At 46.2% G+C, this 25,255-nt stretch carries 23 protein-coding genes; 19 read left to right on the forward strand and 4 right to left on the reverse strand.

Going from position 1 to position 25,255, the window contains the following annotated elements; translation table 11 throughout:
- The first annotated feature begins 107 nt into the window (after positions 1–107).
- From T495_RS0108540 to T495_RS0108570, 7 genes are all read left to right on the forward strand, one after another.
- Entirely contained in the window at positions 108–1,442 is a 1,335-nt protein-coding gene (locus T495_RS0108540; protein ID WP_028902057.1) for a TolC family protein, read from the forward strand.
- A gap of 46 nt (positions 1,443–1,488) precedes the next feature.
- The gene (locus T495_RS0108545) at positions 1,489–2,703 is read left to right on the forward strand and encodes an efflux RND transporter periplasmic adaptor subunit (RefSeq protein WP_033148328.1); all 1,215 of its coding nucleotides are present in this window, start codon (positions 1,489–1,491) and stop codon (positions 2,701–2,703) included.
- A gap of 1 nt (position 2,704) precedes the next feature.
- A complete protein-coding gene (locus T495_RS0108550) occupies positions 2,705–3,460 on the forward strand; it encodes an ABC transporter ATP-binding protein (RefSeq protein ID WP_028902055.1) in 756 nt (251 codons plus the stop codon).
- Between the two features lie 31 nt (positions 3,461–3,491).
- Complete coding sequence (locus T495_RS0108555; RefSeq protein ID WP_028902054.1) at positions 3,492–4,709, forward strand: ABC transporter permease; 1,218 nt, start codon at positions 3,492–3,494, stop codon at positions 4,707–4,709.
- A 10-nt stretch (positions 4,710–4,719) separates the two neighbouring features.
- Positions 4,720–5,742: a sensor histidine kinase gene (locus T495_RS0108560; RefSeq protein ID WP_033148329.1), complete on the forward strand. Its 1,023-nt coding sequence runs from the start codon at positions 4,720–4,722 to the stop codon at positions 5,740–5,742.
- Positions 5,739–6,449: a LytTR family DNA-binding domain-containing protein gene (locus T495_RS0108565; RefSeq protein ID WP_028902052.1), complete on the forward strand. Its 711-nt coding sequence runs from the start codon at positions 5,739–5,741 to the stop codon at positions 6,447–6,449. Before T495_RS0108560 ends, T495_RS0108565 begins: the two co-directional genes overlap by 4 nt.
- Positions 6,450–6,623: 174 nt before the next feature.
- On the forward strand, positions 6,624–7,625 hold the full coding sequence (locus T495_RS0108570) for a class II fructose-bisphosphate aldolase (protein WP_028902051.1): 1,002 nt from the start codon (positions 6,624–6,626) through the stop codon (positions 7,623–7,625).
- Positions 7,626–7,682: 57 nt separating this feature from the next.
- On the opposite strand, the gene ald is transcribed toward T495_RS0108570, so the two are convergent.
- Positions 7,683–8,786, reverse strand: coding sequence for an alanine dehydrogenase (gene ald / locus T495_RS0108575; RefSeq protein ID WP_028902050.1), 1,104 nt, complete (start codon positions 8,784–8,786; stop codon positions 7,683–7,685).
- 127 nt (positions 8,787–8,913) lie between these two features.
- Here ald and T495_RS14920 point away from each other — a divergent pair, with 127 nt between their 5' ends.
- The 12 genes from T495_RS14920 (at position 8,914) to T495_RS0108635 (ending at position 19,173) form a co-directional block, all read left to right on the forward strand.
- On the forward strand, positions 8,914–10,593 hold the full coding sequence (locus tag T495_RS14920) for a family 43 glycosylhydrolase (RefSeq protein WP_155949968.1): 1,680 nt from the start codon (positions 8,914–8,916) through the stop codon (positions 10,591–10,593).
- 3 nt (positions 10,594–10,596) lie between these two features.
- A complete protein-coding gene (gene tsaA / locus T495_RS0108585; RefSeq protein ID WP_033148330.1) occupies positions 10,597–11,268 on the forward strand; it encodes a tRNA (N6-threonylcarbamoyladenosine(37)-N6)-methyltransferase TrmO in 672 nt (223 codons plus the stop codon).
- Positions 11,269–11,333: 65 nt separating this feature from the next.
- Positions 11,334–12,488 carry a tetratricopeptide repeat protein gene (locus T495_RS0108590; protein ID WP_197020367.1) on the forward strand — a complete coding sequence of 385 codons (1,155 nt, stop codon included), beginning with the start codon at positions 11,334–11,336 and terminating at the stop codon, positions 12,486–12,488.
- Positions 12,489–12,580: 92 nt separating this feature from the next.
- A complete protein-coding gene (locus tag T495_RS0108595) occupies positions 12,581–13,132 on the forward strand; it encodes a hypothetical protein (RefSeq protein ID WP_033148332.1) in 552 nt (183 codons plus the stop codon).
- Positions 13,104–13,280 carry a hypothetical protein gene (locus T495_RS0108600; protein WP_155993544.1) on the forward strand — a complete coding sequence of 59 codons (177 nt, stop codon included), beginning with the start codon at positions 13,104–13,106 and terminating at the stop codon, positions 13,278–13,280. Before T495_RS0108595 ends, T495_RS0108600 begins: the two co-directional genes overlap by 29 nt.
- A gap of 61 nt (positions 13,281–13,341) precedes the next feature.
- A complete protein-coding gene (locus T495_RS0108605; RefSeq protein ID WP_155993546.1) occupies positions 13,342–13,887 on the forward strand; it encodes a hypothetical protein in 546 nt (181 codons plus the stop codon).
- A gap of 45 nt (positions 13,888–13,932) precedes the next feature.
- Positions 13,933–14,706, forward strand: coding sequence for an ankyrin repeat domain-containing protein (locus tag T495_RS0108610; RefSeq protein WP_033148335.1), 774 nt, complete (start codon positions 13,933–13,935; stop codon positions 14,704–14,706).
- Positions 14,684–15,679, forward strand: coding sequence for an RHS repeat domain-containing protein (locus T495_RS0108615; protein WP_033148336.1), 996 nt, complete (start codon positions 14,684–14,686; stop codon positions 15,677–15,679). The genes T495_RS0108610 and T495_RS0108615 overlap by 23 nt, the downstream gene beginning before the upstream one ends.
- Complete coding sequence (locus T495_RS0108620) at positions 15,651–16,160, forward strand: hypothetical protein (RefSeq protein WP_155993548.1); 510 nt, start codon at positions 15,651–15,653, stop codon at positions 16,158–16,160. The genes T495_RS0108615 and T495_RS0108620 overlap by 29 nt, the downstream gene beginning before the upstream one ends.
- A 323-nt stretch (positions 16,161–16,483) precedes the next feature.
- Entirely contained in the window at positions 16,484–16,930 is a 447-nt protein-coding gene (locus T495_RS0108625; protein ID WP_155993549.1) for a hypothetical protein, read from the forward strand.
- A gap of 88 nt (positions 16,931–17,018) precedes the next feature.
- Positions 17,019–18,587, forward strand: coding sequence for an RHS repeat domain-containing protein (locus T495_RS15220; RefSeq protein WP_051651950.1), 1,569 nt, complete (start codon positions 17,019–17,021; stop codon positions 18,585–18,587).
- 10 nt (positions 18,588–18,597) lie between these two features.
- Positions 18,598–19,173: a hypothetical protein gene (locus tag T495_RS0108635; protein ID WP_033148339.1), complete on the forward strand. Its 576-nt coding sequence runs from the start codon at positions 18,598–18,600 to the stop codon at positions 19,171–19,173.
- Positions 19,174–20,123: 950 nt separating this feature from the next.
- Here the strand turns inward: T495_RS0108635 and bglX are convergent.
- Genes bglX through T495_RS0108650 form a run of 3 tightly spaced genes read right to left on the reverse strand, consistent with a single transcriptional unit; the run spans position 20,124 to position 25,237 of the window.
- The gene (gene bglX, locus T495_RS0108640; protein ID WP_033148461.1) at positions 20,124–22,409 is read right to left on the reverse strand and encodes a beta-glucosidase BglX; all 2,286 of its coding nucleotides are present in this window, start codon (positions 22,407–22,409) and stop codon (positions 20,124–20,126) included.
- Between the two features lie 28 nt (positions 22,410–22,437).
- Complete coding sequence (locus T495_RS0108645) at positions 22,438–23,793, reverse strand: glucoamylase family protein (protein ID WP_369793238.1); 1,356 nt, start codon at positions 23,791–23,793, stop codon at positions 22,438–22,440.
- A gap of 4 nt (positions 23,794–23,797) precedes the next feature.
- Positions 23,798–25,237, reverse strand: a complete 1,440-nt coding sequence (locus T495_RS0108650; RefSeq protein WP_033148340.1) for a RagB/SusD family nutrient uptake outer membrane protein — start codon at positions 25,235–25,237, stop codon at positions 23,798–23,800.
- Positions 25,238–25,255: the final 18 nt, after the last annotated feature.

Genomic DNA, 25,255 nt, shown 5'->3' on the forward strand with positions numbered 1-25,255 from the left:
CGACTAATTGGCGGTTATAATCTACTAACCGTCAATTATTTGTATAAAAAATTTGGAACTTATCGATAAACTTCGTACCTTTGCCGACGAAATCAAATATGATTAAGATGAAGAAAAGAGCTATAGTATTAGGTCTGGCCCTGCTGGCAATCACAGCATCGGCTCAGAAAAAATGGACTATGCAGGAATGTATTGACTACGCAATGGAGAATAACATCACCTTGCAGAAATCAAAACTGCAGAAACAGAGCGCTACCGAAGACCTGAAAGGTTCGAAAGGTGCGCTACTGCCTACTGTGAACGCCTCGACCAACCAGAGCATTGGTTATCAGCCATGGAAGGATTCGGGTGTATCTACCGTAACCAACGGTATGGTGAACACCAAGGTCGACAAGACCTACTATAATGGTTCGTATGCCATCAACGCCCAATGGACAGTGTGGAATGGCGGGCGCAATACCAACACCGTTAAGCTGAATCAGATAGCCGAAGAGCAGGCAGAGCTACAGACCCAAGAGACAGCCAACTCTATTCAGGAGCGCATCGCACAGATATATACCCAGATACTATATCTCGACGAGAATGTCAAGGTAAACGAGCAAATGCTGGAAACCGCCAAGAAAAACGAGGAGCGCGGTCGCGAAATGGTTAACGTGGGTAAGATGTCGAAGGCCGATCTGGCCCAGCTAACCGCCCAGCGTGCTACCGACGAGTACAACATCGTAGAGACACGCAGCCAACTGCTCAACTACAAGCTCCAACTGAAACAACTGTTGGAAATAACCGACGAGACAGAGTTTGATGTGGCCATCCCCGAGATTACCGATGCCATGGTGATGAAAGAGGTGCCCTCACTACAAAGAGTCTATGAACAGGCTTTAACCAATCGTCCGGAGATAGAACGTTCAAAGTTAGCCATCAAGAGCAGCGACGTCAACCTGAGTATCGCCAAAGCCGGATGGTTACCCACACTGAGTGTATCAGGAAGTTTCGGCACCAGCACCAATTCGTTGAGTTCCAATGGCTGGGGAAAACAGATAAAGACCAACTTCGATGCCATGGCAGGTGTATCGGTCAGTGTCCCCATCTTCGATGGTCGCTCAACCAAGACTTCTGTCAACAAAGCCAAAATCCAGCAGCAGTCAGCACAATTAGACTTATTGGATCAACAGAAGACCCTCTACTCCACCATACAGGAATATTGGCTGAACGCCCAGACCAACCAACAGAAGTATCGTGCAGCCAGCGCTACGGTCGAAAGCGAGCAGCAAAGCTATGATCTATTGTCGGAACAGTTCCGACTGGGATTAAAGAATATTGTAGAACTGATGACTGGGAAGGACAATCTCCTGTCGGCTCAGCAGAACCAGCTGCAGTCTAAGTACCAGACCATCTACAACCAGCAGATGTTGAAGTTCTACGAAACAGGAGAAGTAAAATAGTGAATAGTGATTAGTGAATAGTGAAAAGTGAATAGTGATAAGACATATGAAAAAAATCGGTAAAAAAGGATGGATAGGCATTGGCGTTGTGGCCGCCATCATCATTGTAGCATTGGTAAAATGCACAGGAGGTAAAAAGGATGAGAAAATTACCTTCGACACCGCCAAGGTAGAAAAGACCAACATCCAGACCAGTATTACCGCTACTGGCACCATCGAGCCAGTGACAAGTGTAACGGTAGGTACTCAGGTTAGTGGTATCGTCAGTCATCTGTATGTCGACTACAACTCGGTTGTCAAGAAGGGTCAGGTGATTGCCGAACTCGACCGTACCAATCTGATCAGCGAATTGAATACCGCCAAGGCCAACCTGAGTAGCGCACAGAGTTCGCTCAATTACCAGTTAGCTAATTATAATAGGTATAAGGAACTGCACGAAAAGGGATTGGTAAGCGCCGACGAATACGAGAGTGCCAAACTGCAGTATCTGCAGGCCAAGGAGCAGGTAAACTCATCGAAAGAGAATGTACAGAAAGCACAGACCAACTTAGGTTATGCCACCATTACATCACCTATCGATGGTGTCATCCTCTCAAAATCTGTTGAAGAGGGCCAGACCGTGGCAGCATCTTTCAATACACCAGAGCTGTTTGTCATCGCTCAGGATCTGACTGACATGCGTGTGATTGCCGATATCGACGAGGCCGACATAGGTGGTGTAAAGGAAGGTCAGCGTGTTAGCTTCACTGTCGATGCTTTCCCCGATGATCAGTTCGAGGGACGTGTCACTCAGGTGCGCCAGCAGGCTACCACAGAGAGTAATGTAGTGACCTACGAGGTTGTTATCTCTGCGCCTAATGCAGATTTAAAACTGAAACCTGGTCTGACTGCCAATGTGACCATCTTCACACTCGAGAAGAACGATGTGCTGGCAGTCCCCGCCAAGGCGCTACGCTTCCAGCCCAACGAGGCCTTCCTCCAGAAGGGAGAGACCATCGAGGACTGCGAGGGCGACCACAAGCTATGGACCAAGGAGGGAACAGTATTTAAAGCCCACAAAGTAGAGATCGGCACTACCAATGGTATGATGACCGAGATAATCAGTAGCATCAAGGAGGGTACAGAGGTTTTATCAGACTTCAACATCAGTGGTGGTGCTGCCGAAACCGAACAACAGCAGGCTGGTAACCCATTCATGCCACGCCCAAGAAACAATAACAACAAGAGTGGTCAAAATGGTGGCGGAGCCCCAAAGAGATAATATGGAAGAAGATAAGAAAGTAGTCATCGAACTGCAGAATGTGAAGCGTTACTTCCAGGTAGGCAGTGAGACGGTGAAAGCCTTGCGCGGTGTCTCGTTCAAGATCTACGAGGGCGAGTTCGTGACCATTCAGGGCACATCGGGCTCAGGAAAGTCAACCCTCTTGAATCAGTTGGGTTGTCTCGACACGCCCACCAGCGGCGAATATCTGCTGGATGGTGTCGCTGTTCGCACCATGTCGAAGATACAGCGCGCCAAACTGCGTAATCGCAAGATTGGATTCGTGTTCCAGAACTACAACCTGCTGCCCAAGACCACAGCTCTTGAGAACGTAGAGTTGCCGCTGATGTATAACTCAGAGATTTCTGCAGCAGAACGCCGCCAGAAGGCGATGGAAGCCCTGAAGGCTGTTGGATTGGAGGACCGTATGTACCACAAGTCGAACCAGATGTCGGGTGGTCAGATGCAGCGTGTAGCTATTGCCCGCGCCCTGGTTAACGACCCTGCTGTACTATTAGCCGACGAGGCTACTGGTAACCTCGACACACGTACCTCATTTGAGATGCTGGTGCTTTTTCAGGAGCTCTACCGTCAGGGGCACACCATTATCTTTGTGACCCACAACCCTGAAATCGCCGAGTATTCGAGCCGTAACATCAATCTGCGCGACGGCAAGATTCGCGAGGACACCATCAATACCAATATCAAGTCGGCAGCCGAAGCGCTGGCGCAGTTGCCAGCTCCACAGGATGATTGATTAGTAAATAGTGATTAGTGAATAGTGAATAATGAATATACTGAATCTGTTTAAAGTAAGTCTGAAGGCCGTAGCGAACAATAAGATGCGCTCGTTCCTATCCATGCTGGGTATCATCATCGGTGTGGCAGCAGTCATCATCATGATGAGCATCGGCCAAGGCTCAAAGGAGAGCATCCGAGCCGAACTATCAACGATGGGCACCAACCTGCTCACTATCCGTCCGGGTGCTGATATGCGAGGTGGTGTGCGCCAAGACCCGTCGAGCATGCAGACTCTGAAGATGGCTGATTATGAGCGTATCATTCGCGAGAAGCGCTTTGTCACCAAGGTATCGCCCGAGGTTACCGCCAGCGGTCAGGCCATCTATGGCAGCAAAAACACTAACGCCTCGATGTATGGTGAATCTATCGACTATCTCGACATCCGTCTGTGGACCATCGAGGAAGGCGAATGTTTCACCGAAGAGGACATCAAGAAGGCCGCTAAGGTCTGTGTGGTAGGTGCCACCATCGTCAAGGAACTGTTTGGCGATAATGTCGACCCTATTGGAAAGACAATCCGATTCAAGTCAATCCCCATGCGTATCATCGGTGTACTCAAGTCAAAAGGTTACAACTCGTGGGGCATGGACCAGGATAATGTGATTATTGCGCCTTACACTACAGTCATGAAGCGCATAGCCGCCCAGACCTATTTCTCAAGCATTGTCTGCTCGGCCGTTACCGAAGAGCTCTCTGATGCAGCTATTGAGGAACTTACTCAGATTCTGCGCGGCAATCACAAACTGAAAGATGATGCCGACGATGATTTCACCATCCGTTCACAAGCCGAGATGATGGAAACCATGTCGAGTACCATGGACACCGTAACCATCATTCTGGTGGTAGCAGCAGCCTTCTCACTGCTTGTAGCAGGTATCGGCATCATGAATATCATGCTGGTATCGGTTACCGAGCGCACCAAGGAGATTGGCTTGCGCATGGCAGTAGGTGCCACAGGTCCTGTCATCTCATTGCAGTTCCTCATCGAGTCGGTTCTGATATCCGTCACAGGAGGACTGATAGGTGTGATAGTGGGGGTTGGAGCCAGCACGTTTGTAGCCTCTTTCGGCATGCCATCGAGCGTACCAGCCTGGAGTATCTACGTATCATTCCTGGTTTGTGTGTTTATCGGCGTTCTGTTTGGCTATATCCCAGCCCAGAAGGCAGCAAATATGGATCCTATAGAAGCCATCCGTCATGAATAACTAAAAAATTATGAATAAACATTTAGCAGGCTTATGCCATGTAGCCCTTTGGGCATTTATGTTCCTGTCGCCTCTTACATACTGGAGAGGCACAGGAATCAAGTTTTTGCAGTACCTGATGTATTGCATGCAGCCAGCAATGCTGATGATAGTATTCTATCTGAACTATTTATATCTGGCGCCTAAGCTCTTCGTGGCAGGCAAACATCGCTACGACCTTCTCATCAACGTGGCAATGATTACAGTATTTAGTATCACACTTCACTATTGGACCGGCTTTACCAATGACATCTTCGGTGTACACCTGCGTTTCGACGACGCGATTAACGATGTGACCAACATCCTGCGCGAGGGTCTGAACTTCTGCATCTTTGCTGGTGGTTCCACCGCACTGGCCTTGGCACGCAAATGGGTTACAGCCGAACAGAAGCTGAGGGAATCAGAGACAGCACGTGTCCAAAGCGAGCTGAAGAATCTGCGCTCACAGATCAACCCCCACTTCCTGCTAAATACACTGAATAACATCTACGCCCTGACTGCCATTGACCAATCGCGCGCTCAGGATGCTATCCAACAGCTCTCGAAAATGCTGCGCCACCTGCTCTATGATAATCAGGAGCGCGAAGTAACGCTGACCGACGAGATGACATTTATCGAGAATTACATCAACTTGATGAAGATTCGCTTAGCACAGAATGTTGAGGTAACGTTCCACCGTCAGGTAGCACTGCCCAGCATCAAGGTTGCCCCACTTATCTTCATCTCACTGATCGAGAATGCATTTAAGCATGGTGTCAGTCCCACCGAGCCCAGCTTCGTACATATCAGCATCACAGCTACTGAGCATGAGATTATGTGTCAGATAGAGAACTCTTACCATCCCAAGACGCATGAGGACCGCAGCGGTCACGGTATCGGACTCAGTCAGGTACAACGCCGACTCGAGCTGTCCTATCCCGGATGTTATACCTGGGAGAAAGGCGTATCCAAGGATCAGAAAATTTACACTTCAACTATACATATTTATTTATGATGATTACATGTGCCATTATCGACGATGAGCCTCTGGCAGCAGGTCTGCTGGAGAGTTACGCCAAAAAGACTCCCTACCTGAGTCTTGAAGGTACTTACAACAGCGCCATTGAGGCGATGAAAAACCTACGTGAAAACCCAGTCCAGTTACTGTTTCTCGACATTCAGATGCCCGAACTGAGCGGCATTGAGTTTGCCAAGATCCTACCAAGAGAAACCAAGGTAATCTTTACCACGGCATTCCCTCAGTACGCCATCGAGGGATTTAAGGTTAAGGCACTCGACTATCTGCTCAAACCTATCTCGTTCGACGATTTTCTGAAATCAACCGACAAGGCGCTCGAGTGGTTTAGTATCTCTAACAAGCAGGACGTGTATCGCCGCGACCGCTTCATGTTTGTCAAGAGCGACTATAAGCTGCAGCGCGTATGTCTCGACGACATTCTGTATATCGAAGGTCTGAAGGACTATGTCCGCTTCTACATGAAAAACGATGAGAAAGTCATGTCGCTCATGTCGATGAAAAAGCTTGAGGAGTATCTGCCCAAGCCCGAGTTCCTGCGTACCCACCGCTCGTTCATCGTTCACATGACCGAAACGCCTACTGTAGAGCGTTTCCACATTGTGTTCAACGGTGTCCAGATACCTATTTCTGACAACTATAAGGATGACGTTCAGAAGTATTTCGACGAGCATACGCTGGTATAAGATTGCTAACTGCGTTTTACAAAAGGTAAAAAAGTAGAAGGGAAGAAAAGTAAAAAAGTGATAAAATAAGAACTCATTAGTAACTTTTACCCTTTTACTTCTTTACCTTTTTACTTTTTTTTGTACCTTTGCAGGCGTTAAAGTGGCAATTATTCATTTAAACTTTTAGATATTATGGTTAATTACAAGGAATTAGGACTCGTGAATACTCGCGAGATGTTCAAGAAGGCAGTAGCTGGTGGCTACGCTATCCCCGCTTTCAACTTCAACACCATGGAGCAGATGCAGGCTATCGTACAGGCTGCTGTTGAGACCAAGTCACCTGTTATCATGCAGGTTTCTAAGGGTGCTCGTAACTATGCTAACGCTACTATTCTGCGTTACATGGCTGAGGGTGCTGTAGAGTATGCTAAGGAGCTGGGATGCGAGCATCCTGAGATTGTTCTTCACCTCGACCACGGTGATAGCTTCGAGCTCTGCAAGGATTGTATCGACATGGGCTTCTCTAGCGTTATGATCGATGGTTCTTCACTGCCCTACGAGGAGAACATCGCCCTGACCAAGAAGGTTGTTGACTACGCTCACCAGTACGATGTAACTGTTGAGGCTGAGCTCGGCGTTCTGGCTGGTGTTGAGGACGAGGTTGTAGCTGAGGAGTCTCACTACACCAAGCCTGAGGAGGTTATCGACTTCGCTACACGCACAGGTTGCGACTCTCTGGCTATCTCTATCGGTACTTCACACGGTGCTTACAAGTTCAAGCCCGAGCAGTGCACACGTGACCCCAAGACTGGTAAGCTCGTTCCTCCCCCACTCGCATTCGACGTTCTGCACGAGATCGAGGCTAAGCTTCCTGGATTCCCCATCGTTCTCCACGGATCATCTTCAGTTCCTCAGGACGAGGTTGACACCATCAACAAGTTCGGTGGTAACCTGCCCGACGCTGTAGGTATCCCCGAGGAGCAGCTCCGCGAGGCTTCTAAGAGCGCTGTTTGCAAGATCAACATCGACTCTGACTCTCGTCTGGCTATGACTGCTGCTATCCGTCAGTACCTGGCTGAGCACCCCGATCACTTCGATCCTCGCCAGTACCTGAAGCCCGCTCGCGAGAACATGAAGAAGATGTACATCCACAAGATTGTGAACGTACTCGGTTCAGACGGCAAGCTCGGATAATCGATTATTCGACACTTCTAAATAAGAACCTCCGCCAGTTGGCGGAGGTTTTATTTTTTATGCTATGGGTTCGTACGGCAAACCGAACACATCGGCTACAGCCTTGAATGTCACCTTGCCTTCAACGATGTTCAGACCCTTGGCCAGTGCAGGATCGTCCTTACAAGCCTGCTGCCAGCCCTTGTCGGCCAAAGCTATAGCATAGCGCAGCGTGGCGTTGGTAAGAGCGAGTGTCGAAGTGTTAGGCACAGCGCCCGGGATATTGGCCACGCAATAGTGTACAATACCTTCTTCGGTATATACCGGCTCACTATGCGTGGTGGGGTGCGATGTCTCAAAGCAGCCACCTTGGTCGATAGCCACATCCACCAAAACGGTACCCGGTTCCATCAAGCGTAGCATGTCGCGTGTAATCAGGTGTGGCGTCTTGTCGCCTGGCACCAGTACACTACCCACTACGATATCCACCGTAGGCAACATCTGTCGGATGTTATGTTCCGACGAATACAAGGTATGCACGTTGGCGGGCGTCTCGATGTCGAGCTGGCGCAGTCGGGGTAACGAGATGTCAGCAATGGTCACGTCGGCACCCAGTCCGGCAGCCATCAGTGCAGCAGCCTCACCTACCACACCACCGCCAAGCACCAACACCTTGGCAGGACTTACACCAGGCACGCCACTAATCAGCTTGCCCTTGCCGCCCTTGGTCTTCTGCAGATAGTAGGCACCATTCAGCGTAGCCATACGTCCTGCCACCTCACTCATAGGTTGCAGCAACGGCAGCGAACCGTTAGGCAACTGCACCGTTTCATAAGCCAGACATACCGCCTTGCTCTTCAGCATCGCCTCTGTCAATTCCTTTTCACAGGCAAAGTGGAAATAGGTAAACAGCAACTGACCGGGCCTTACCAACTCATACTCGGGCTCAATCGGCTCCTTCACCTTCACTATCATGTCGCACTCGCGATACACCGCCTCGATAGTTGGCAGGATGCGTGCGCCGGCCTTCACATAGTCGTCGTCGCTGAAGCCGCTCCCATCGCCTGCCGTGTGTTGTACACTCACCTCATGGCCACGACGTGTCAGTTCGGCTACTCCCGCTGGGGTCATACCCACACGGTTCTCATTGTTCTTGATTTCCTTTGGAATTCCTACTTTCATAAGCGTTTATGTTTTAAATTAGCGTAACTATGGTGCGAATATACGAAAAAATCTGTTATGTGATACACACTTTCAAACTTTTTTTGTATTTTTGCACGCAAGTTATCAACCTAAGATTATTAAACAGATGAAGACAAATGTACTGAAACTGACCCTTGGCGCAGTATGCTGCACGCTGTTCGCCACATCGTGCAACCAGAAAGCTGCTGTTGCGCCTGTTCAAGAAGTTACTACGCTCAGCACCGTAGGCAACCCCTATCTGCCCCTGTGGGAGCACATCCCCGATGGCGAGCCTTACGTGTTCGACGATCCCGACAATCCTGGCAAGAAACGTGTGTACATCTATGGTTCGCACGACAATCTGAAGGATATGTATTGCGGCCGCGACCAGGTGGTATGGTCGGCATCGGTCGATGATCTCAATCATTGGCGCTACGACGGTATCATTCTCATGGTCAACAAGAACGCCCGTGGCGAAGCCTTCGATTCTGCCGGCACTGCCGACGTACTGTTTGCCCCAGATGTTGCCTGTGCCACCGACACCACAGGTCAGAACACCTATTACCTCTTCCCCAACGACCAGACAGGCGGTCGCAATGCGCTGATAGCCAAGAGCAAGCGCCCCGACGGTCCTTTCGAGGTATGCAACTGGAAGGAGAACAATCCCAACCAGGTTGAGGGCGTCTATGGTTTCGACCCCGCAGTGTTTGTCGACGACGATGGTCGTGTGTACGGCTATTGGGGCTTCGAGCATTCTTATGCTGCCGAGATCGATCCTTCGACCATGTGCACCGTCAAACCCGGCACCCAAATCATCGACGGCATGATTTCAAGCAGCAAGGAAGAGGGGGTATTCAGATTCTTTGAGGCATCGAGCCTCCGCAAGATCCAGGATAAGTACGTGTTCATCTATAGTCGTATCAGCGAGGAGGGCGAGTTTGGCTTGCCTGCCACCAATTACACCCTGGCCTATGCCTATAGCGACCAGCCGCTGGGTCCCTGGACCTATGGCGGCACTATCATCGACGGTCGTGGCCGCGAGGTGAATGAAAAGGGCGACACCATTGCCTCTGCTGTTCCCCACGGCAACACCCATGGCTCCATCTGCGAGATCAATGGTCAGTGGTACGTGTTCTACCACCGTCAGACCGGCACCAACGAATATGCCCGTCAGGCTATGGTGGCCCCAATCCAGGTGTTAGTAGAACCCGGCAAGGGCGGTAAGGTAGAGATCAGCGAGGGTGAGTATAACAGCAATGGTTTCTCACTGAACGGCCTCGATCCCTTCGAGCGCCATTCCGCAGGTATCGCCTGCTGGCTCACTGGCCCCAAGCCCGTCGTTCACGAGTATCCCAACAACATCTTCTCGGGTTCGTATGTCGAGGCAGGCTATGGCACCGACTCAAACTTCGACGAGCCCTATAGCATCAAGAACAACACCAACCGCGTGGTTAACAATACCGATGGTTCTATTGTTGGCTATAAGTACTTCAACTTCGACGCCAAACGTCTGGCCAACAAAGCCAATCTATTCCTCTGTATCAACCTCGTTCCAGAGGGTATCGACGGTACGATCGACATTATGCTCGACCGTCCTTGGGCCTCACAAGGCGGTAAGAAGATCGGGCAGCTGGAACTGAAGGCCGACATGATGAACGAAACCTATGCGGCGGCAGCAGGCATCACTAACGAAGCCAAAGAGAAATACCTCGCCGGCAAGCATGCCCTCTACTTCGTCTTCAAGTCAAAGACCAAGAACAAGTCGATCTGTACACTCGAAGACTTTGTATTCCAATTCCAGGATTAAAGCATGGAGATACAACCCATAGCCCATTTCGAATCGCCATTTCCCACAAAGTTTGGTATTCCTCGTCAGAGCGGATTAGTACCCGATCTGACGGGGCGTATCATCCTGGCCCCGGCATACCGTCAGATCGATGCTGTACGCGGCATCGAAGCCTTCGACTACCTGTGGATAGTATGGGAGTTCTCGGCCAACCGCGATGCTGAGAAGAGCCTCACCGTTCGTCCGCCCCGTTTAGGCGGCAACCAGCGCATGGGTGTCTTTGCCACCCGCTCACCATTCCGTCCCAACAACCTCGGTTTGTCGTGCGTGCGCCTCGACCGTGTGGAGAACGACCCCAAACTTGGTCCCGTCATCTACGTGCGTGGTGCCGACCTGATGGATGGCACACCTATCTACGACATCAAACCCTATGTGGCCTATGCCGATGCCCATCCCGAAGCCCGCAGTGGCTTTGTCGATCAGACCGAGTGGCAGCCCCTTCAGGTAGAGCTTCCCGATACGCTGGCAGCCCGCATCCCTGCCGACCAGATAGCCTCGCTCATCGCCACCCTCGAGCAAGATCCTCGTCCCCGTTACCACGATGATCCCGACCGCATCTACGGCATGCCTTTCCTCAGATTCGACATCCGCTTCAAGGTTGCAGGCCATGTCTTAACCGTGGTGGATGTGGTATAACTCAACAAATACCAATCATTCACATTATTATATACAAATACTTCAGAAACTTTATTATTACAACGATGTACAGACTATTGTTAACACTCATTACAATGGCGTTTTATCTTGCCGCAGGGGCTCAGAATGACGAAATAACCAGGCAACAGGCAGATAAGTTAGACTCACTCACCATTAAACTGATGAACCAACAAAGATACGCAGACGCCATCAAGGCCAAAGAGCGCGAGTTGTTTATTCTTAAATCTCTATACAGCGAGAAAGACTCTTCTTATATCAAAGAGTTGGCATTCTCTGCAAAACTGTATTTTAGGGACAAACAACCACAAAAAGCAGCAGACACCATAGAGAAAGCAATACAACTATATGGGGATAATATCAGTAACAGCAACTCAATGTATGCCTTCTATCTTGATAACCTCTCCCTCTATCAGATTTCATTTGAGGAGTATGCCAAGGCAAAAGAAAACTGCAGGAAGGCACTGACCATTTATGAGCAGTTGAACCGAAACGATTATGACCTCGCCATTATTCTGATGCGCATGGCAGAATCATGCCATTATAACGGAGATCATCAGGAAGCCTTGAAACATGAGTTACGAGCACTGAATGTCATTAGGAATGTACTGGGAAAGCATTCTGACGAATACATCGACGAGCTGCCATTCCTTCAAAAATACTATTTGGCTATTGATGACCAGAAAAGAGCTCAAGAAACAGAAAAAACAATCGAGAAACTAAAAAAAGAGAAGGCCGACGGTATCGTTGATCTTCCAGAACCTATCAAATTTACAAGCGATGCCATTTGTAGGGATCACAACTCTGATGCCATGAAGTGTATCCAGTACTATCTTACTCATAAGATAAGTGCCCCTCAGATTAATCAGGCTGCACAGTATATCATTAACTGGACAGAAGCCAGTGCCGATGTGAACATCCCTGTAGGAGAAGAGACAGCTTCGTTAGCCACCTCAGAAAAGACCTTGGCTTACTTTGTGGCTTATCTTGCCTCGTATAGCTATTATTGTCTGGAAGATAACATGAAGGAACTTGACGAGAAGCATTTCAACTATGCTATCGACATTCTGCTTCAGTTCTATGTGCCAAATAGTGAGTTGACTGGCAAGGTTGATTTACTGGAGAACTATCTGAAATTACAGAAGAAAGGTAAATTGGAGAAAGAGTTAAATAAAGTATTTGCAGCTCAAAAGCCACAATAATTTAAAAGCATTAAAACGATATTGAGGCTTGTTTAGATTGTTTTTGTGAGCCCTTCTATCATGAATTTATGGTATCAACAAGGAGATAACTGATGATTAAGCCTATTATTAAAACGGCAATTAAACTTCTAAACAGAAGAGACGTAAAAAGAACAATTATTATTGCAATAGCAGTAATACTTGTTTTCACAATTTATATTGTGAGTAATAGTATTCAATTCAAATCATCTATAGAATTTAAAATCATAGGTTGGTCGACAGTTGATAATAGTTTTTCGATAGCTGAGCGAAATAGCATATCTTATGCTTTGTTGGGGAACTTCAAATTCCAAAATAGAAAAGTTAAACTTCCATATTCGGTATACGATTTTAAAAAGAGCAAGATTCAAAGTCTTAATCGGGAAGTGAAAGAATATGGTAATTGGAAAATCATTAGCAGAAGACCTGATTCCATTCAGATAGAAGATTGCAAAGCTTTCTTTAGCGGGAGATATGGCGTTGAATTTGGTATAGCAAAAGCTTTCCCAGGAAGTCATCATCCAGACACGTTATGGGTATTACTTTCCAATGATTCTACTCATATTGTCTTAAACAAGCTGTCCTCTTCCGTCCCCTATGAATTATATAGAAAATGGCTGGAATAGGGAGGAGAAATCAAGGGGCGGAGAAAGTGATTATTACAAACAATATATTACAAATGAAACTGAAATTATTCCTACCATTATTGCTATCTGGAGCGATGCCGGTCTATGGTCAGGTGAATCTGTCTGGCATGGTGCCAGAATCGACTGACATCTCTGGCACGGGACTGTCCCCTGACATGTGACATGTAAATGATAATTCGATAATTCAAATGAAACAAATATCGAGTAATAACAAAGAAAATGGCCTCCTGAATATGATCAGGAGAACCCCTGCGATTCTCTGTATATTTACGACTTTTCTTATAATCGTTGTTTATTCGGTATCAATGACATTTATAAAAAATGAGGATTTTATTGGCTCATATTATCGTGTAAATATAAGACCAGATATTGCTTTGGAAATATGTGGTACAGCAAAAGGAATTTTAGACTTGAAAGAAGATGAAGTAATTATATGCGATATCGATTCTATGATTGTTGACGATGATGTGATATATGGAATTTGTGGAAAAGGCTATTTTCTGATGACTCTCTCAAATAGAGAAGTTACTTACAGTGCAGGTCCAATGTCGCAATATTCAGCATATAGTCTTTTAAGCCCGATGGAATACTATAAAAAAGAGACAATGTATATTGATGTACTTGGCCTTATCGTATTATTCCTTTGTTTAATCTTCGTAATAAAAGGTTGGTACCATAAGAGGAATTTACAGAGATGGTTCTTACCTTGGGGATTCAAGGGGTGGAGAAATTGATTACAAAAAAATGAATATAATTAGCAAATTGGAGGAGGAGAGAAAATGAAACGGATTAAATATATTATTGGATTAGTATTGTTGTCAACCTTTAGTTGTTCTGAAAAGAATAACTACCTTGGGGATGATATCAGACTATGGAAAGGAATAGAAGCTTGGGAATTTGCACAGAATATATCCAAGAACAACTTTAAAGAGGCAGAAGCGATCATGAAGAAGAACAAAATAGATATAGATTTTAGAGAGCAAAAATTCGGAGAGACACTCTTATCTTGGGCGGTATTGAATGCAAACCTCGATGCTGTCAAATTTCTGGTAAGCCACGGCGCTGACCCAAACGCTCACGATACTTATGATGGAACTTCGCCTATTGCAATAGCATCTGACTATTTTATACGCTCAGATATCCTCATTTATTTGTTGGAACATGGAGGAAATCCTAACGACTATGTCAAAAAAGATGAGACGCTTTCATATGCGCCTACAAATGAAACTCCTTTAATACGGGCAGCATTCACCAGTTTGGAGAAAACTAAAATTTTGGTAAAAGCCGGGGCTGATGTAAATTTCTCTGCAAATAATGATTTTTATGATACTCCATTGTTATCTGCTGAGCGGAGAACAAATCTTGATGTCGTTGAATATCTTATTTTTGAATGTAAGGCAGATTACAGGAATTCTTATGTGGTTACTATAGATACGAGAGATACTTTGACTTTTATGGATCTTATTCAGAAAAGAAGACTAAAAACGCCAAAGGACAGTATTGCTGTAATGAAAATTTTAGAATATATTGATGAAGAATCTCGAAAAGAATGAATCAAGGGACGGAGAATCCTATCACTTTTTCTGCCCCTATTTCTTCAATAAAGGAATTGTTTATAAAATGAATACATTACCAATGCCTGTCACGAGACTGTCCCCTAGCATGTGCAAGAAAGCCAACGGCTCGGGTTATATCTACAACGCTAACGGCTCGCTGGTGGCAGATAAGAGCCGCGGTATCGCCTATATCACCTACGACTACGGCGCAAGACAATATGATCCCATACTTGCCAGATGGGATAGGATGGATCCACTAGCAGAAAGGAATCCTGATATAACACCTTATCATTATTGTCACAATGGTCCAGTGAAGTTTATTGACCCTGACGGGAGAGAGACAGGGACGCCTGAAAAATTCTTATTTGGATTATGCCATCCTATTGCTGCTATTAGAATAGGGACTGTGATTACAGGTCATAATGTTACTAATATCAGCACAAATGCTACTCGTTTCGCAACAAGAGGTGATATCCTTTATGGTTCTATACCTGGTGAACAAGAAGAGCGAGGTAGTGAAAACGGAGCTTTCAGACATACATTATGGCAAGCTCAAATATCATCCGAATTTGGCTCTGATATTGCAAAACAGGTTGGGGATGCTCACGAAGATAATCCCAATATTGACTTGAACCAGACTTTTTTCCCAAACTTAGGTGATGCAGACAAGTCTGTAGACTTACACAATAACATTATTGGTAGAGCTATTGGGGAAAACAACAAGGGTGCCAAAATGAACGAGAATGCTAAAGATGTTCTTAGTGTTTACATGAACGAAGGATTGTATCAAGCCCAAAAGGTAAAAGGAGGATATAAAGTTAAGCGTGTAAAGCTTAACCCTTCCAAGGGCAAACAATTAATGAATATATTAAATCAATTGGATAATAATGGAATGTATCCATCAGAACGTCCTGTACCAGAGAATGATAAAATACGCAGATATGAAGCATTACAAAATTCCTTGCATTAGAATCAGTTTGTTTCTAAGCGCTATGTTGATTGCAGCGACTCTCATCTTGTTCTCATCTTGTAGTAAGGACATAGATGAAAGGATAAAGGAGTGTTATTACGCTAACGATACGATAATAAATCTGTCGGATTTGTATCCAGAAGAATGGGATACGGTTTACTATTTCACCAATGCTTGTAATTTAGATGAGATGGAGAAACGGGTAGGACCCGTTATTAGAAAGCTGTACGGAGATGTTGGCAGCAGAATTCTAATATTAAATAGAAATCAAAAGGTAAAAGACAATTCGCATCTTAATGAAGTAGTCTGTTATAAAGAGTACTTTCCAAACTATGGGCAAAAAATAGAGGGGTCAGTATTCGTGTTTAGAAACAGACTACCAATTGTTGCTATACCTCGTGAGAAGGCAAATTTCCTTATTCGGAAGATAGATGATAATACCTTTTGGGTGATTCATCAGGAAGAGGAAGCGCAGGATTGAAGGGGCGAAGGAAGTGATTATTATATTCATTAGTGATATATTACATATGAAACTGAAATTATTATTACCATTATTGCTATCTGGAGCGATGCCGGTCTATGGTCAGGTGAATCTGTCTGGCATTATGCCAGAATCGACAGACATCTCTGGCACGGGACTGTCCTCTGACATGCAACGACCCTCAAAACAATAGCAGATTTTTATAAAAATAAGTAAAAATGAAGAGTGGAAAGTTTATACTATCAGTGATACTATTTTCTTGTATATTATCATGCAACAATTCAAGCAAGAGGTTGACTTGTTATTATGAGGAGAAAAAGAATATGGAAAGCGATTCAATAATATCGGATGATTCAGAATTGAAGAATTTTTTTATTTTATATGGAAAAGACTCTTTATTAATGATTCCGAATTGGGTGCTTGCAAATCTTTATGAATCACCGCTAGAATCATATAATAAGTTATATGTGAACTATCAAGAATTCGAAAGCGATTTCTTGAACAGCTCTAATTATCTTTCAGAGCGATTATATTGGTCATACCATATAAAAATAGATAAAGATATCTTAAACGACTATAATTGTATGCTTTTTGATTATTTTAAAAAGAAATACTGGGTAATAGAAGGCAAAGATACAATGTTATATAAAAATGATACTACTTTGGCTTATTGCTTTGACAAACATGGTTACTATTGTATATTCAATTATTTGAATGAAGGAAAAACAAAAGTAATAAAACCAAGGTTATTAGGCTCTAATAGGGAGTGATTCTTATATAATGATGTAACTTTCTAACAAGCAGTCAATGAGACAAAAGGTAAGACATATTATGTTTCTGTTTGTGCCAGCGATATGCATGGCCCAAAATTACACAGCGAACTACGTTAAGACCGAGACGATGCTTGATGCTGCCAACAGACTGACAAGCGGTACCTATAGCGAGGGCAATGCCCTGACATCAAATTTCGGCAGGTACAGCGAGCAGGTAAATTATGACGATAACGGGAACATCACCTCGATAATCCGTAATGGCAAGACCGTTTCCGGCTATGGTGCGATGGATAATCTCACCATCACGTACGACGGCAACCAGCTGGCGAGCGTCTCCGAGAGCGTAGCTGATAACAACACCAACGGTACGTTTGAGTACAAGAAAGCCAACGGCTCAGGCTACATCTACAACGCTAACGGCTCGCTGGTGGCTGATAAGAGCCGTGGTATTGCTTATATCACCTACGACTGGAACAACAATCCGAAGCAGATATACTTCACCAACGGCAGCGTGACGAAGTATGTATATAGCGCATCAGGCAAGAAACTACGTGCTGTTCACTATACCGCCAAGCCGAATATCACCAGAACCTGGGGTGTGAAGCCTGCCGAGCTGACATCTTCGCAGATATTGCAAGCAGACTCTACGGACTATCTGCTTGGCGGCAGCCTTACCCTCAAGAACGGGAAGGTCGATAAGTACTTGTTCGAGGGTGGATACGCTCAGGAAACGCCCACAAGCTCAACGACAGATAGTTTTGCATTCTACTATTACAACCAGGATCATTTAGGAAATATCCGCGAAGTAGTGAATGCCAGCGGCGCAGTGAAACAGGTAACGAACTACTACCCCTTCGGCGCCCCATACGCAGACACCTCAGCCGCCATCAATCCCGACTTCCAACCCTACAAATACAATGGCAAGGAACTCGATAAGATGCACGGCCTGAATACTTACGACTATGGCGCAAGACAATATGATCCCATCCTTGCGAGATGGGGTAGAATTGATCCATTGGCAGAGAATTTCTATAAAATTACGCCATATAATTATTGTATGGACAATCCTTGCAATACAACAGATCCTGATGGAAAAGGTCCGATACTTGGCGCTATTATTGGTGCAACAGTTGAATTGGGGACTCAGTTCATAGAAAACTATGATATGGACTTATCTATAATGGATAATTTATCACAGAATGTTAACTGGACAAATGTTGCTATTGCTGCAGGTGAAGGTGCACTTACAAGTGGAGCATCAGCGCTTAAAGGAATAGGTGCAAAAGTTGCAGTTTCAGCGGTTTCTTCTGCAGTAAAAGAAGTTTCTGATCAGGTTAAGGGTGGAGCAAAGTCTTATAAGGATATTGACTATAAAGAAGTGGGCAAGAAAGCAATTACTAGTGCAGCTATTAGTGGTGGAGCTGGTTTAAAATCGAAGCAAATGACTGACTTTAAATTCAAAAATACAAAAGCAACCCCACCAAACGCAATCAAACATAAAAGAGCTGGTCAGAAACGTTATTCTAGGTCTGCACAGCAGAGAGCGAACAAGAAATTGCAGAAGCAGAAAGATAACTATAATGAAAAGGTGGATAATTATTGGAAGAATAGTGCAAACATAATAAATAGTTTTATTGAACGTTTTTCTAAATAAAAATTTCGAAATGAGAAAAGAGTACAAAAAAAACAATAAACAAAAAAAGGATGTTTCATTTTTGATGGACATTTTACCCAACATTCTGTTTCTTTTCGCCGTAGTTACTATAACTAAATGGGTTGAGAAAACCTGTTTGAATACATTACTGCCGATTTGCATTCCTTGGATGTATTTACAGTTTTTATTAATTATAATATATGTGGTTTATGAGCTAATTAGCGAAAGAAACCGTAGTTTTACAGATAAAGTCCATAAAAGAGAATTTAAATCATTTAGATTTTTATATAAGAGTATTTGGCTGTTAATTATCGTACCTGCTTTAATATTCTTGCCCAATAGATATATATGCATTGGATCTGAGATCAAATATGAAGGGATTGTTGTTGATAAAACAACATGGGCGATGACAAGGACGGCATCATGGAATAACTATGTCAAGATAAGATTAGAAAACTTAAATACATCTTTTTGGTGCAACCAGAAAAAGGCGTTACAACCAAACGGAAGTAAATGTATTGTTACTGTAAGGAGAGGTGTATTTGGTATGAGATATGTGGAAGATGTTAGTTTCTTGATTGAATGATTTTTTTGTATTACAATGAAACTGAAATTATTGCTTCCATTATTGCTATCTGGAGCGATATCGGTCTATGGTCAGATTAATCTGTCTGGCATGGTGCCAGAATCGACCGACAGTTTGCAGAAATGCAAAATCCGCTACTTCTCTCCCAGCAGAGGCGGGATGAATAGAGTATAGGCTTTCTCAAAGAATGATCAGGAGACCGGCCCCTGATCTGGGTTTCTTTCTGGGGCTTGCTCGCTGATAGGGGCAACTATGGGTCGTGCATGACGCAACTATGGCTCGAAGGCAAGTCAACTTGCGGTCGTAGTCCAGTCACTTTCCCCCTCCAAGCTGACTGAGGAACGATGCGAAGATGACTGCGGAACGAGTGGAAGATGACGCTTGGACAACCCTAAACTGACCTATCTGCGGCTCGCTTGCCTTAACAAGTACAAATCAACTCACTCTTATAATATAATCTGATTTCAAATTCCTCCATTTTTTTCTTTTTTAGAAAAATGACGTTTTTAAATAATGTCATTTAACTTATTGATTCATAGAGATTTACACTGTTTTACAGGTGACGATGGTGACGTATAAACACAACCTACATACGCGCGAGAAAAAAGTGGTAGATTTTTATTATAAAAAAAAATTTTGTAAATCACGTCACCTTCGTCACCTCAACGAGTTTCAAAAAGGAAGCTTTTGTTCCTGAATATCAGGCAGTTGTGAAGATTTTGATCCAACATTTTCACCATGACTGTTTTATATAAAACAGAAATTATTACTACCATTATTGCTATCTGGAGCGATGTCGGTCTATGGTCAGGTGAATCTGTCTGGCATGTTTTCAGGCACCTCCACGATAGGTTTACACTAACCACACGATACCCTAACACTAACCCTGCGATAGTATCATACTAAAGCAGGGTTAGTGTTAGGGTAAAATTGAAACAAGCCTCTTGTTGTTATTCAAGGACGAACGATAAGGTCTGTACGTCACGACTGTTGGGGCCGACCATCAATTGGAACTCACCAGGCTCACTGACATATTGCAAATCAGAATTATAGAACTTGAGTTTCTCTTCGTCGATGGTAAAGTGTACTGTCTTGGTTTCACCTTTCTGCAGGTGAATACGCTCGAAGCCCTTCAGCTCCTTCACCGGACGTGATACACTGCCCACCATATCGCGAATATAGAGCTGCACTATCTCATCAGCATCGTATTCGCCTGTGTTCGTAACATCTACACTGGCTACAAGCTTACCACGGCGATCCATCTTGTTGGCACTCAAGCGCAGATGGTCATAGCTGAAGGTGGTATAGCTCAAACCATAGCCAAAGGGATAAAGTGGCTCATTATCGATATCGAGATAGTTGCTACGGAACTTCTGGAACCATTTTCCCTGCTCCAGCGGGCGACCTGTGTTAAGATGATTGTAGAACAGAGGAATCTGACCTACACTCTTAGGCATTGAGAACGACAGTTTACCACTGGGCACAGCATCGCCGAACAGCACATCACAGATGGCATCGGCAGCCTCGGAACCACCAAACCATACATTCAGAATGGTGCTGAAATGCGCCGTCTCCCAATTCATGACAGTGGCACGACCAGAGAAGTTGACCAGCACCACGGGCTTGCCTAAGGATTTTAGCGCAGTGAGCAGACGCTTCTGAGCTTCAGGGATAGTGAGATCTGAGCGACTGCTGCACTCACCGCTCATCTCGCTGGTTTCACCAACAGCTGCGATGATGACATCAGCATGGCGCGCTACATTCATAGCCTCGTCCAGCATCTCCTCGGCACTACGGTTGTCACGGATCTCACGACCAAACATAGAGCCATTAGCCTCCAACTGTGTATCATCAAACACATTGCTGCCCTTGGCATAAGTCACGGTAGCCACACCGGAAAGTTTCTGCTGCATGGCCTCATAGAGACTCTTATACTTATCGAAGGCTGCAGCCACGCTCCAGGTGCCGGGCATATTGGCACGTGTATGACCAAGCGGACCAATGACAGCCACCCGCCCCTGCTTCTTGAGCGGCAACAAGCGTGCATCGTTCTTAAGCAGCACAAACGACTCTGTGGCCAAGCGACGTGCATCAGCACGATTGGCTGCGGTATAAATCTCCTTCTTGGCACGCTTGGCATTGAGATAACGATAAGGATCGTCGAAGAGACCGAGCTTGTATTTAGCCTCAAGGATGCGACGACAGGCCTGATTGATGGTCTGCTCGCTCACCTTACCCTCGCGCAACGACTTCTCCAAGGTACCGATGAAACCATCGGCCACCATGTCCATATCCGTACCGGCATTGAGTGCCAATGCTGAAACGGTCTGCAAGTCGCCCATGCCATGAGCAGTCATCTCGGCGATGGCCGTATAATCGGTCACTACGAATCCATCCCATCCCCACAGCTTGCGTAGCACATCGGTGAGCAACCACTTATTACCGGTAGCTGGAATACCATCCACCACATTGAATGAGGTCATGAACGAACCCGCCCCCGCCTTGGCAGCAGCCTCGTAGGGAGGGAAATAGTAATTGAACATGCGCCAGCGGCTCATATCCACCGTGTTGTAATCGCGACCAGCCTCGGCTGCACCATAAAGGGCGAAATGCTTCACACAGGCCATCACCGTATTGTTGAGTGCCAGGTCGTCGCCCTGGTAGCCATGCACCATCGCACGAGCGATGGCAGAACCCAGATAGGGATCCTCGCCATTACCCTCCGACATACGTCCCCAACGAGGATCGCGGGCGATATCGACCATCGGTGAGAAAGTCCAGCAGATGCCATCGGCACTGGCCTCCTGAGCAGCCACACGAGCCGAACGCTCAACAGCCGCCATATCCCAACTGCACGAGATGGCAAGAGGAATGGGAAACACGGTCTCATAACCATGGATAACATCCATACCAAATATCAAGGGGATGTGCAGGCGACTCTGCTCGACGGCCAGCTTCTGTACCTCACGGATCTTGTCGACACCTTTGAGGTTGAACAGGCCTCCCACTTCGCCCTTACGGATCTTGCCTGCCAGATCGCTGCTCTTAGCCTCGCCAGTAACAATGTCGCCCGTCACTGGAAGATTGAGCTGACCGATTTTCTCCTTAAGCGTCATCTGGCTCATCAGGCGGTCGATATACTGATTCATCTTTGTGTTGTCGACGGTTTGAGCAGCCACAGGCCATGCCATCAGTGCAAGCGCCAGAGGAGCCATCATTCTTTTAAATTTCATCATTGTCATTTTCATATAGTTATTATTACGCTCAATATGTAAAGCCCAGTTTATCCAAGCCCTGTTTCACCTCCGGACAGCTCATAAAGAGTTTCCAAAGAAGTCCGCTGCGATAATTCTCTATCATCGGGGCAATCGTACACTGGTCGATGGCCAGATAGTGAGGCTTCGTCCAGCTTTTCTGTTCGCTGAAGGCATCGTAGAAACCGTATTTCCCACGAATCCAACCACCCTTTTTCCAGAAGCCTTTCAACGCAGCCATCGACTGCTCTGGGGTATAGGGGAACGAAGAGAGCGCTGCCGTAGGCGTGATAACCCCCAGGTCGTTGCCTGGTGAATGGGCGCTATAGCCATCAACAGAATAGCTGGCAGTGAGTCCCCAACAGTCCTTGCCATAGCCTTTGAATTGTTTGGGATTAGCCACACAGTAAGCATAGTTGCTTAAAGCATGGTTCCTGACCACGTTCCAGTAGTTGGCATACTGGTCCTTAAGATTCCGTGGATCGAGGCCGATATAGGAATAATGCGCCCAGAACAGCGGACCGCCTGTAGCCTCAGCACCGTTATGTTTCAGCTCCAAAGGATAGTTATAAGGAGCTGCAGTGGATTTAATCCCGCCACTACGTGCCCATCCTTTATGGTAGGCATCGGCCGACACGCTGTGGGTAGGCGATGCTGCTGCCAGAATATAGACTATCAACGTTTCGTTATAACCCTCAAGCGGGAAGTTCATGTCCCATCCGTAGTTGGGCGACCAATGCCAGTAGATGACATCCTGCCCACCACGGGTGTACCAGTCGAACTCCACTTCATGCCACAGCTGATTGATCTTCTCAACCAGCGATTTCTCATCATCGCTGTCACCACTGAAATACTGGCGGGCACAGAGCAGACCTGTCATCAGGAAGCTACTCTCCACCAGATCGCCACCATCGTCCTTCTGACCGAAAGGCTTCACACGGCCGGTCTTGCCGTAGAGCCAATGTGGCCATACACCATGGAACCGGTCGGCCTGAGACAGCCAATCCACGATCTGGTGGAATCGCTTCAGTCCTTCGGCACGAGGGATAAAGCCCCGCTCAATACCCACAATGAGTCCGGCAATACCAAAGCCACTACCGCCTGTGGTGACCACATCCTGATCGTTCTCAGGATAGTCGCCATCGGTATGGATACGCTCGCAAGCCAGGCCAGAGGTGGGTTCTGCCCCATCCCACATATAGTTGAGATGAATCTTCTGGATGTGGTCGAGTAGCTGATTGTCATTGGCGAACTCCTCTTGAGAGGGAGGAGTATCGCCATTTTTCTCGGTTGAAGCTGCACTACAACTGGTGGACAACAACAAGGCAACCACCCAGAACATCATGATTCTACGTTTTCTTCTCATGCAGTTATTCATTATAGGGTTCATTCTTCAGTGCAGGCACATTGTTCAACTGATCGAGCGGAAGAGGATAATAAGTCTTCTCTGTACTCCACTTGGCACCAAGCACCTGAGCAGCCTTACCTGTACGAACCAGATCGTTATAACGCTCGCCCCACTCGCCAGCCAACTCCATACGACGCTCGTCGAGAATCTGATCGACAGTAACACCTGTCAATGTAGGCATCTGCGCACGGCTACGCACCAGATTGAAAGGCGTATCGCCATTCTTTCCCTGACGTACTTTGGCCTCAGCATTCATCAGCAGCACATCGGCATAGCGGAATATGCGGATATTATTGTTTTCTCCATATTTTGAACGACCTGGTGTCAGTTGACTTGTGGGGGTATAGGTTTTACCATTATAGAATTCCGTCTTTGTTCCACCTACGTAGTCACCACTTGGCGTAGTGGTATCGCCCTGCATGAAGGTGGTGGTGCTACGCACAGTTTCGCCACGATCGGCTGCCCACTGCTGGAATTCGGGATAGAAGCGCACAAAGTTCCAACCGCCCAGGCTTCCAGGGCCCTGGAATACAAACCACTGATCGGCATCCACCACGTCGCCCGAGCTCTGACCGAAATCGGTACACTGTACCTCGAAAAGCGACTCGTTGCACAGTTTTCCGGGAATCTTGAACAGCTGATAGAAATCATCATAGAGCTGGAAACGCTGGCTGTTGATAATATCATCGGTGAGTTGTTCCACCTTATCGTATTCACCACGGTTCAATCGGATCTTGGCAGCCAGCAACTCTGCCGTATAGGCAGTAACTGCTCCCACATGCTCCATCTCGTTGGGACGCAGTTTGGGGCAATTGTCGATAGCATACTGGAGGTCATTGAGCACATAAGCCTCTACAGCCTGTTTGGTAGAGCGTGTCAAGTCGCCCTGAGTAGTAGTACGCAGGATGGTAATATCACCAAAAGCCTGCATCAGTCGGTAATAAGCATAACTACGCAGAATGCGTACTTCGCCACAATAGGCACGATAATTGTTCATATCGGCATCGCTCTTGGCATTAGCAGCATACTGGTCAAGACTCTCGAGCGCGGAATTGGCCACCTTGATGATGCCATAATACTGGTTCCACATCTCGTTCAAGCCCCAGAAAGCATTATCGTAATTGAAATTACCAAAGTCGACCAACAGCTGCTGGTCGTCGGTACGACCCGACCACATATCATCATCGCGCACGATAGAGAGAGGCCAGATGACCCAGTGCATTCCACCCGTACGCACCTTGGCATAGACACCTGATACGGGTGCATACATATCGGCCACGTTAGTATAGTCAACCTGAGTCTCAGGCACTTTATTCTCGGGATCGATATCGAGATAATCACTGCAGCTGCAGAGCGTGAGCGCAGTCAATGTAAAAGCTGAAATATATGATAAAAGTTTCATGTTATAATCGAATTATGA

It is taken from the genome of Prevotella sp. P6B1 (assembly GCF_000702825.1).
Lineage (GTDB): Bacteria > Bacteroidota > Bacteroidia > Bacteroidales > Bacteroidaceae > Prevotella.